We start from the raw sequence: 10,819 nt of genomic DNA on the forward strand, positions 1-10,819 counted from the left end.
AAATTGTTAGATGAAAATACGCGTATAGAAGATAATATTTTTGACAACCTTCCAATCTATAGATATCGTATTTTATTTTGGGTTGTTTTAGTATTTACTGCTACTATCTTTTTGCAATTTTTAGAAGAAGTCATTTACGTTCAAACTGTGTTTTTCACAATGTTAATGATCCTCCATTTAACGCTACATAGCTTTTCAGGAAAGTTTAAAAACAATTATGCTTGGTTTTATTTTTTCCTACAATGTACTATTATATTTGTTTCAGCTTTCATTATGCCACACGGGTCTCCGGCAGTGTTACTTGGTTTATTACCAATATTAATTGCTCAAAGTATCCATATATTTAATCATTCTCTTAAAGTGATCTTTGCTGTGGTGCTGTTATATTTGCCTTATTCTTACGCAATTAGTGTAAATTATGGAATTCAAGAGTTGCCATTTTTTATTCCAATTTTATTTTTTATTGTGGCTATCGCTGTGTTTTATTCAATTCTGTATGTGCGACAAGCTAATGCTTGGAGACGGATGCAATATTATTTATATGAATTACAACTGGCAAATCAAAAAATTGAGGAATTAACAATTGTAAGTGAAAGAAAGCGTATCGCCAGAGATTTGCATGATACATTAGCACAGGGCCTTGCGGGACTTATTATGAGATTAGAAGCTATAGATATCCATCTTCAAAACGAAAATAATGATCGAGCAAAAGAAATTGTCCAAGAATCTATGAGTCAAGCAAGAATCGCGCTTAAGGATGCAAGGGAAGCAATAGATAATTTAAGATCCGATTCAGATGCTGAAGTGAACTTTGTTCATGAGGTAGAAAAGGAAATTTTAAAATTTACTGAAGCAACATCTATTGAGGTGAATAGATCTTTTGAGTCATTACCTCCATTATCAAGTCTCGTTAAACAACATTGCATATATGTTATAGGTGAGTGTCTAATGAATATAGCTAAACATGCACAGGCATCTAAGGTTATCATTTCAATTTGGTGTGAAAAAGGGGAGTCAATAATTAAGATCGAAGACAATGGTGTGGGCTTCAATACAAGCAAAATAGGTAAGCAGGTTGGACATTACGGTTTGATAGGACTGAATGAACGAGTTCGAATATTAAATGGTGAAATTGATATTAAAAGTGAAAAAGGAAAAGGAGCAAGAGTACTTGTGAAAATTCCTCTTACTGGATCAGAGAAAAAAGATGAAAAATAATAAAAGTTTGATTTGCCCAAACGTGCATAAGGTTCATGGCCTTTTGTATGATTTATTTAAATTGCTTTACCAAATCTAATAGTACAAACAAACTAACTTGAATGGAGAGTAAAAGAAAATATATCTAGATCCCAGGATTAATTAAGATAGATTAGCATGTAAAAATAGTGAGAAAGATAGCTTTTTCAATAAATAGGTAGTATGAGAGTGATTCTTTGTCATAAATAGTTAATGCCCAATCGTACAGTTGGTACTTACCCAACTGTACGATTTTTTATATTGTATAGTGACGTATAATTTGGATTAATAATGAAAGTGCTTTAAATGAGTTAGCACTTTTGTTAAAAGGAGGAGCCTAAAAGTATTTGATCATGTTGATCCGATAACTACGTAACAAGCAAGAAAAAACTAAATGCTTAACATTGAAGAGACCTTATCCAAAGAAAAGAGCTTGTATTAAGGTGAATTCTAATTTCCTTGAGGGAAATGAACAGGAGTTTATCAGATTCTAGTGAAATTAGAGGTGGTTAAAGATGCAGAAGAATGAAGTAGTTGATATTACCATTATTGGAGGAGGACCAGTTGGAATGTTTACTGCTTTTTATGCAGGCATGAGGCAGGCATCAGTAAAGATTATTGAAAGTCTCCCACAGCTTGGCGGGCAGCTTTCTGCTTTATATCCTGAGAAATACATTTACGATATTGCAGGATTTCCCAAAGTACGAGCTCAAGAACTCATAGACAATTTACAGGAACAAATGAATCTATTTAAAGAACAAACAGAGCTATGTTTTGGGCAATCAGTTCAGCAGATCGAAAAGGTTAATGGGGTGTTTACCATTCATACTGATACAGGAATACACCTTTCAAAATCAATCATTATTACAGCAGGAAACGGTGCGTTTCAGCCAAGAAAATTGGCTATAGATGTACCGAAAAATCTGGAGGATTTGAATGTTCATTACTTTATAAATGATTTAAGTAAATTCTCCAATAGAAAAGTCGTTGTTTTTGGAGGGGGAGATTCAGCGGTTGATTGGTCCTTAATGCTGGAGCCGATTGCAGAAAAAGTTACACTTGTACATCGACGTGATAAATTCCGTGCACACGAGCATAGTGTGGCTCTTCTTGAAAAATCAAAAGTGGAGATTCTTACTCCTTATGTACCGGTTAGTTTAGAAGGAAAGAGATCTTTAGAAAAAGTCATTCTTAAAGAAGCAAAAGGAGATAGCGAAAAAGTGATTGAGGCAAACGATGTGATCATCAATTATGGATTTGTTTCGTCACTAGGACCTATCAAAGGCTGGGATCTTGATATCGAAGGAAACTCGATTGTTGTGAACTCGAAGCAGGAAACAAATATTGAAGGAATCTACGCTGCAGGTGATATTTGTACGTATGATGGAAAAATAAAGCTCATTGCAACAGGTTTTGGAGAAGCTGCGACAGCTGTAAGTAACGCAAAGGTTTATATTGAACCATCAGCAAAAGTCCAACCATTGCACAGCACAAGCTTAATGGAAAAGAAGGATAAATCATTGGTGTAAGTGAAGAAGATTCTTCCATCAATTGTAGTACGTATGGAGTAGATGCATGGTTGAAGAAACGGTTGAAATTATTTATTAAAAACATATCAAACCCTTTATAAATTCCATTTTGAGAAAGGAAGGTTTATTCATGAATCATTCAGATCAAATAGCACCAGAACAAGGAATATTAGGAGTACTAAGTGGAAGGAACGGAGAAAACGCATTTCAAATATTTGCACAGAATAGGGAAATAGGATCAGTGGTACGACTCCCGTTTCCAATGGGGGAATCAAATAATCAAGCTTGGGCTGTTACACATCTTGATGAGGCGATGAAGGTACTAAAAGATCAAGAGCATTTTTGCGTTGACCCTAAGTCCATTGATAAGAACAGTAACATTAAGGAATCTTTGACAGGTAACTCTGATTCATCCAGTTCTAATCTATTTCTATCTAATTCCTTAAACGCTATTGATGAGCCTGATCATAGACGGCTCCGTACACTAGTATCCAAAGCTTTCACGCCAAGGTATATGGAAAGCTTACGCCCACGTGTCCAAAAATTAGCGGATGAATTGCTTGATCAGGTACAAGACCAAGGAGAGATGGATCTTGTTAAAGACTATGCCAATCTCTTACCAATCAATGTTATTTCTGACATGATCGGTGTCCCTAAATCAGATCATTCAAAGATACATGAGTGGTCAGAGGGGATCGCAAACGGTCTTGGTTTGGGAACTGTTGACCCAAAGGCAGCTGAAAACCTGAAAGGATTTGGTGACTACATTAAACAGCTTGTAGCACACAAACGTAAGCAGCCTTCTGATGATTTAATCAGCCAATTAATCTCCATTGAAGAGCAAGGAGATCGACTTGATGAAAAAGAGCTCATTTCAATGATACAGTTATTGATTTTTGCCGGGCACGAAACCACTTCAACTTTGATTTCTATCGGCACCTTAATGTTGCTGGATCACCCGGAACAATTGGAAATGCTTAAGACTGACCACAGCTTAATTCCATCTGCAGTTGAAGAATTGTTGCGTTTTAACGGCCCCTCCACAACCGCTGGTCCGCGTTATGCTTTAAAGGATCTTGAGCTTGGTGGGCAATTCCTTAAAAAAGGAGATATGATTTTTCCCTTATTGAAATCAGCGAATCGGGATGAGGAACATTTTACAAAATCAGAAGAGTTGGACATTACGCGCAAAATCAAACGTCATCTCGCATTTGGACAAGGCGTTCATTTGTGTTTAGGTGCACCTCTTGCTCGTGTGGAGGGAGATATTGCGTTTACCACCCTACTAAAGCGCATGCCAAATTTGCAACTTAGCATCCCACGGGAGAATGTCAGCTGGAAATTTAAGCTGGCTGCTCAAGGTCTATCCTCTCTTCCAGTTTCTTTTTAAGTGGGAGATTTCTGTTGGTGGTTTAATTAATATTAATCTAATGGAAGTAAGTTATGTAGTTCCTTAATTGGATATTTAACAGAGGGCAAGCAAGTTCCTAATGCCTGACTTGCCTCTATAAATCGTTTACTAGGAATTTTTCAATAATAAAAAATAGGGAGGCTCTATCATGGGACGTTTAGATAACAAAGTTGCCATTATTACAGGTGCAGCTAGTGGTATGGGCTTAGCTGCGACAAAACTATTTGCAAAAGAGGGAGCGAAATTAGTAGCTACTGACATTGCAGCTGCAAAATTAAAAGAGGAATTCTCCAACCAACAGGGGAACATCCTTGCCCTTGAATTAGATGTTACTTCTGAGGAGCAATGGAAAAAAGTGAGTGAACAGACTCAACAGACTTTAGGCAAAATTGATATATTAATTAACAATGCAGGCGTGTCAGTTCATAAAGGTCTACTAGAGGAAGATTTAGAAGGCTGGAATAAAGCTATAGCATTAAACCTTACATCTGTATGGTTAGGTATGAAAACAGTTATTCCTTATATGCAGAAAAGTAATCTAGGTTCAATTGTGAACTGTGTTTCATTAGCAGCAATCGTTGGAGGATGCGACGGTGGAGCCGCAGCATACAGTGCAGCTAAAGGGGGCGTTCGCTCTCTGACAAAACATGCTGCAATCAATTTTGCTGAAAATAATATTCGTGTGAATTCTGTTTATCCAGGTGCTATCTTAACGGGTGCAGCAAAAAAATATGGTGTAACTTCTCAAGAACAACTTGGTCAAGCATTTACTAATACCATTCCATTACCTCCACATGCAGGGGAGGAAAATGATATTGCCTATGCTTATTTATATTTAGCTTCTGACGAATCAAAATTTGTTACAGGTGAAGAGTTAATTATAGATGGTGGTTGGAGTTCTCATTAAATTCAAATCGATATTCGTTCCTATGTAAACAAAAAATAAATGATACGAAAGACAATTCATTGGTGTGAAAGAATTAATTTAATTATAGGAGGTAAAAATGACTACAAAGTATACATTTGTCAATCAAGAAACATGTATTGCCTGTGGTGCTTGTGGAGCAGCTGCACCTGATATTTATGATTTTGATGATGAAGGAATCGCCTTTGTCATGTTAGATGGTAATCAAGGTACATGCGAAGTATCTGAGGAACTGTGGGATGAAATGGACGATGCTTTTGAGGATTGTCCGACTGATTCCGTTAAAGTATCAGATCGTCCCTTCACACATGGAGAATAGTTATAAATATATATCTTACAATATATAAAGAAATAAAAGAGGCAAATATTCTAGGAGGTTGACATAATGAATAAAGAAATAATAGATATGCAAAAAATCACAAAATTTCAATCTAGATCCGAAGAGTTTTGTCCAATGGATTGGTTTAAGAAAATGCTAGTAAATGATCCAATATACTACAATAAAGAAACAGATACATGGAATGTTTTTAGATATAAAGATGTCAAACAGGTCTTGAGTAAACATGAATTCTTTTCAAGTGTAGGGAATAGATCAACAGTTGCTGTAGGCGCGAATAATAAAGAAGGTGAGATCCCAGAAAAAATGAATATTGCTGGGAGCGATCCACCCAAACATCAAAAATCTCGTTCCCTATTGTCGGCAGCATTTACTCCTCGTAGCTTAAAAAGCTGGGAGCCTCGAATCCAGGAAATTGCCAATAAACTTGTGCATGACATGGAGGCAAACAGCACTGTCGATATTGTTCGGCAATTCTCAGGACTCTTTCCAACAATGGTAATGGCTGACTTGATTGGAGTTCCTTCAACGGATAGTCTTAGGTATAAAAGATGGGTTGACGTTCTTTTTCAACCTTATACAAAAGGAAAAGAACAAGAAATTGATGAGAAAAAACAGACCGCTGCTCGAGAATATTTTGAATACCTATATCCTATTGTTATTCAAAAACACTCAAATCCAGCTGATGATATTATTTCGGATTTGATAAAAGTTGAGTTAGATGGTGAAAGATTTACTGATGATGAGATTGTTCGAACAACGATGCTTTTACTAGGAGCTGGGATTGAAACAACTGGTCATATGATCTCAAGCATGTTTTATTCTCTATTATATGATGATACAACCTTATACGAGCAATTAAGAAACGATCTGGAACTTGTTCCAAAGGCTGTGGAAGAAATGCTTCGTTATCGATTCAATATATCGAAAAGAGAACGCTTCGTAAAACAGGACAATAATATTTTAGGTGTGGAACTGAAAAAAGGTGATGTAGTGATTGCATGGATGAGTGCGGCAAATATGGATGAAGAAATGTTCGAAAATCCATTTGAATTAAATATACATCGACCAAATAATAAAAAACATTTAGCTTTTGGTAATGGCCCACATTTTTGTCTAGGAGCGCCGCTTGCTAGATTAGAATTGAATATTGCCTTAAAAACATTTTTACAAAAGTTTTCACGTATAGAACCTGTTGAATCCTTTAACTTAGAAGAGAATCTAACTGAATCTGCTCCAGGTCAATCTTTAGTACATTTACCTTTAAACGTGTACAAATAATAGATTTATTGTGAAAAATAATCTAAATCATAATGATTTATTCAGCCCGAATATGGGGATCATATTCGGGTTATTTTTATCTTTAATTAATAAAACAAACATTATCCAGCACGCTTAAATCAGTAGATTTGCCTCATTGTACATAGGTGAATTGCCCGAAAGTACGATATATAAATTAGCCATTCTTGATAGAATATTCATATACAAGATTCATGTTTTAGAAAAATACCAAAAATCTAATTAATGAGGTGTCGTAAATGAAACTTAAAGACAAAATAGCAGTTGTAACAGGAGCAGGATCAGGAATGGGAAAAGCGATTGCGATAGTTTATGCCCAAGAAGGTGCTAAAGTAGTAGTTTCAGATATTAATGAAGATTCAGCAAATGCTACGGTGGAAGAAATTAAATCAAATGGTGGAGAAGCGGTAGCAGTTTTAGCTAACGTTGCAAATGAAAAGGATGTTCAAAATCTTATAGACAACTGTATTGAAACATTCAATACAGTCGACATTTTAGTTAATAATGCTGGTATTATGGATAATTTTATCCCTGCTGGCGAAATTGAGGATGAAATGTGGGAAAGAGTATTTGCTATTAATACTACAGGTGTCATGCGCACAACTAGAAAGGTATTACCTATCTTTTTAGAGAAGAAACGAGGTGTTATTGTTAATATTGCATCAAATGGCGGACTTCAGGGAGCACGTGCTGGTGCAGCATATACCGCCTCAAAACATGCGGTTGTTGGTTTCACAAAGAATACTGGATTTATGTATGCGAAAAGTGGAGTCCGATGTAATGCGATTGCACCAGGAAGTGTGGAAACAAATATAGCTGCTACATTGACGAATGTTAGTCAATTTGGTATGGAAAGATCTAGACCGGGGATGGCGACTAACCCACGTTTAGGACAACCAGAGGAAATTGCAAAGGTAGCTTTATTCTTAGCTTCTGATGACTCTAGTTTTGTTAATGCTACAACAGTTACAGTTGACGGTGGTTGGACTGCTTATTAATTAATACTAACACTCTAAATAATCATTTACAGGATGAACATAAAGAATGAATCGAAGATGTAAAATACTGGTGTGAATTGAACACTTATAAAAAAGGTAATCTAAATGGTGACTTTTCTAAGATGATTTCTGTATATACAGTGTCATCTTTTTAATAATATCAGACAGTTTTACTTAAGAAAGTATAAAAAAGTAATGCCTTCCCTCCAAAAGGAATAGGCAATAAACCATGTTTTTCTATTTATTTGTATTCGTTTGAGTAAAAGGAGGTGAATAGATATGTTTAAAAGAAAGGTATCTCTTGATTATAATAACAAGGTTAACAATCATTCTATTTATAAGAATAGAATGATATTTTGGGTAACCCTAGTTTATGTAGGCACTATAGTATTGCAATTCTTAGAAGAAACTCTATATGCTCAAGCAAATATATTTACTGTATTAATGATCTTACACGTAATATTATATAAATTGACGTACCAATTTAAACTTAAGTATTCATCCTTTTATTTTTTTCTACAATGTACGATCATTTTTATTTCAGCATTTATCATGCCACATGGCTCACCAATTGTTCTTATAGGATTATTACCAATCTTAATTGCAGAAAGTATTCATTTTTTTGAAAACTCTTTTAAGGTTCTTATAGCCGTTATACTTTTATATTTACCGTACACCTTTGTTGTTTCAATTAATTATGGGATCAAGAAGATACCTTTTTACATTCCGATTCTGTTTTTCATTATTGCGATTTCAGCCTTTTATTCGATCCTTTATGTGAAACAAGCGAATGCTTGGGCTAACATGCAGTATTATATTAAAAAGTTAGAAGCAGCTAATCAAAAAATAGAGGAGCTCACAATCGTAAACGAAAGAAAACGACTTGCGCGAGATTTGCATGATACATTAGCACAAGGCCTTGTGGGGCTTATTATGAAGCTAGAAGCTATCGATGTACACATTCAGCATGGAAACAGGGAACGTTCAAGTCAAATTGTCAAAGAATCTATGCATCAAGCTAGAATTGCACTTAAAGAGGCAAGGGAAGCAATTGATGATTTAAGATCTATATCTAATGTAAGCTTCGTTAAAAATATCGAGGAAGAAATTAGAGAGTTCATAAAAACAACATCAATCCAAGTAAAAACAACCGTAGAAGTGATTCCAGAACTCCCTGAAAAGGTAAATCAAAATGTCATGTATATGATAAGTGAAGGATTAACGAATATTACGAAGCATGCACAGGCAACAAAAGTTAATGTTACAATATTTATTGAAAACAAAAAAATTGTTATTCATATAACCGATAATGGTATTGGATTCAATACAAAAATAATTGGAACGCAAAAGGGACATTATGGGATAATTGGTATCAATGAACGGGTGCGATTATTAAATGGTAACATCAAGATTAGGAGTGACTTAAATAGAGGAACTAGTGTAATGGTGAAAATTCCACTTGGTATGGAAGGTGAGAAGGTTGAAAAAGAATATCCTGATTGTTGATGACCATTTAGTTGTAAGGGAAGGGCTAAAGTTGATTTTAGAAACAAATGAATCCTTTAAAGTCATTGGTGAAGCAGGAAATGGTCAAGAAGCGATTGAGCTTCTTGAAATAAATAGTGTAGATGTTATTCTGTTAGACTTAAATATGCCTGTTATGAGTGGACTAGAAACAATTCAACATCTTAATCAAGAACAGATTAACATTCCAGTCATAATCCTTACTACCTACAATGAAGATGAATTAATGTTAAAAGGCATCCAATTAGGTGCAAAAGGTTATTTATTAAAAGATACGAGTAGAGATGATTTATTTCGTACAATCGAGTCTGCACTAAGAGGAGATACTCTGCTTAAGCCAGAAATCATGATGAAAATTTTAAATATGAAAGAAAAAGGTGAGAAAAAGGATGATAACGATAAGTATAAGCAGTCAATTTTAACGGAAAAAGAGTTATTTATCATACGAGCTGTATCGAAAGGCTACCGAAATAAAGAAATTGCATTTGATATGGGAATTGCTGAACGTACAGTTAAGGCACATTTAACGAACATCTATAATAAATTGAATGTTGATTCAAGATCGGAGGCAGTTTCTGTTTCGATTAAGCAGGGTTATATTTCCTTATAACTGTTATTAACTAAAGCTGGAAATTCACTCCCCGATCGTACATTTGGATTGCCCCTGTGTACGATTTTTTTGTTGTTGAAACGATGCAATAATAGGATTAACCTTAACTGACTTAATAGTAGTATCCCACTTATCGTGACCATTGAAAGCATGAGTTTTATTAGCGAAAATATTACCATTCTTTTTGAAAGAAATTTTGCCATTGTTATTGTGTAGAACTATTGAATTAAACATATAGTGCATCATTCTTATCAATGATAAGAGCATTTTGAATATACACTATACCGGTAGACAATACAGATACGATACCATAACAAAATCACCATGAATAGTTAGTTCAACAACTTTGATTTATTTCAGAAGCAGTAATTTCCTCGATAATAGTGAAACTCAGATCCTTACCAGATGCAAGATGAACTTCAGCAAGTGTTTGATACTTAACATCAGAACAAGAGTGATACATTCCGGAAGTAGAATCTTGATCTTTTGATGTTTTCATCGATTCTTCTATTATCTCCTTAGCATTTTCATACGCGACCAAGACAAAAACTGATTTTAGTCCTCTCATACGTATTTTAAATTGTTCATATGCAATAGGCAAAACGTCAACCATTCCTCTTTTAAGGTGTTATAGTGGTAATATATAAAAGGGATCCTGTGGCATCCGATTGGCAAAAAACTGAAGAAAAATATTGGATATTGGAGAATACTTATAACTTAAAATGTCCACAAATCCTTTATGAATAGGGAATTTGTAGATACTATCGGTAACAAGAGGTAACGGTAAATAATCTATAAGTAGACCTTGACAGGGAAGTGGTCGTAGGTTCAAGAAGTTTTAGTATTAATAAAAAGAAGTTCCTTAAATGAACTGTGCCCCATTTTACGGACAGTTTAAAAAAGCACCTATACCTATGCAACTAATAAATGACCCCGGTATTGTACCGGGA

10 protein-coding genes are annotated in these 10,819 nt (G+C 34.9%); 9 read left to right on the forward strand and 1 reads right to left on the reverse strand.

The annotated features are described in order from the left end of the window. Nucleotides 1-3: 3 nt before the first annotated feature. The 9 genes from AC6CHR_RS23030 (at nucleotide 4) to AC6CHR_RS23070 (ending at nucleotide 9,869) form a co-directional block, all read left to right on the forward strand. Nucleotides 4-1,218, forward strand: coding sequence for a sensor histidine kinase (locus tag AC6CHR_RS23030; protein ID WP_498251409.1), 1,215 nt, complete (start codon nucleotides 4-6; stop codon nucleotides 1,216-1,218). Between the two features lie 533 nt (nucleotides 1,219-1,751). Next, nucleotides 1,752-2,765, forward strand: coding sequence for an NAD(P)/FAD-dependent oxidoreductase (locus tag AC6CHR_RS23035; protein ID WP_498251410.1), 1,014 nt, complete (start codon nucleotides 1,752-1,754; stop codon nucleotides 2,763-2,765). A gap of 130 nt (nucleotides 2,766-2,895) precedes the next feature. Further along, nucleotides 2,896-4,155: a cytochrome P450 family protein gene (locus tag AC6CHR_RS23040; protein WP_498251412.1), complete on the forward strand. Its 1,260-nt coding sequence runs from the start codon at nucleotides 2,896-2,898 to the stop codon at nucleotides 4,153-4,155. A gap of 169 nt (nucleotides 4,156-4,324) precedes the next feature. Further along, a complete protein-coding gene (locus AC6CHR_RS23045) occupies nucleotides 4,325-5,083 on the forward strand; it encodes an SDR family NAD(P)-dependent oxidoreductase (RefSeq protein WP_498251414.1) in 759 nt (252 codons plus the stop codon). 97 nt (nucleotides 5,084-5,180) lie between these two features. Next, entirely contained in the window at nucleotides 5,181-5,420 is a 240-nt protein-coding gene (locus AC6CHR_RS23050; RefSeq protein ID WP_498251416.1) for a ferredoxin, read from the forward strand. A 66-nt stretch (nucleotides 5,421-5,486) separates the two neighbouring features. Next, entirely contained in the window at nucleotides 5,487-6,719 is a 1,233-nt protein-coding gene (locus AC6CHR_RS23055; RefSeq protein ID WP_498251417.1) for a cytochrome P450, read from the forward strand. Between the two features lie 257 nt (nucleotides 6,720-6,976). Next, entirely contained in the window at nucleotides 6,977-7,735 is a 759-nt protein-coding gene (locus AC6CHR_RS23060) for an SDR family oxidoreductase (protein ID WP_498251418.1), read from the forward strand. Nucleotides 7,736-8,014: 279 nt separating this feature from the next. Further along, the gene (locus tag AC6CHR_RS23065; protein WP_498251420.1) at nucleotides 8,015-9,241 is read left to right on the forward strand and encodes a sensor histidine kinase; all 1,227 of its coding nucleotides are present in this window, start codon (nucleotides 8,015-8,017) and stop codon (nucleotides 9,239-9,241) included. Then, entirely contained in the window at nucleotides 9,216-9,869 is a 654-nt protein-coding gene (locus AC6CHR_RS23070; RefSeq protein ID WP_498251422.1) for a response regulator, read from the forward strand. Before AC6CHR_RS23065 ends, AC6CHR_RS23070 begins: the two co-directional genes overlap by 26 nt. Nucleotides 9,870-10,206: 337 nt before the next feature. Here the strand turns inward: AC6CHR_RS23070 and AC6CHR_RS23075 are convergent, their stop codons facing one another. Further along, entirely contained in the window at nucleotides 10,207-10,482 is a 276-nt protein-coding gene (locus AC6CHR_RS23075) for a hypothetical protein (RefSeq protein ID WP_498251423.1), read from the reverse strand. Between the last annotated feature and the right edge of the window lie 337 nt (nucleotides 10,483-10,819).

The sequence above is a fragment of the Metabacillus sp. GQ13 genome (assembly GCF_059758525.1).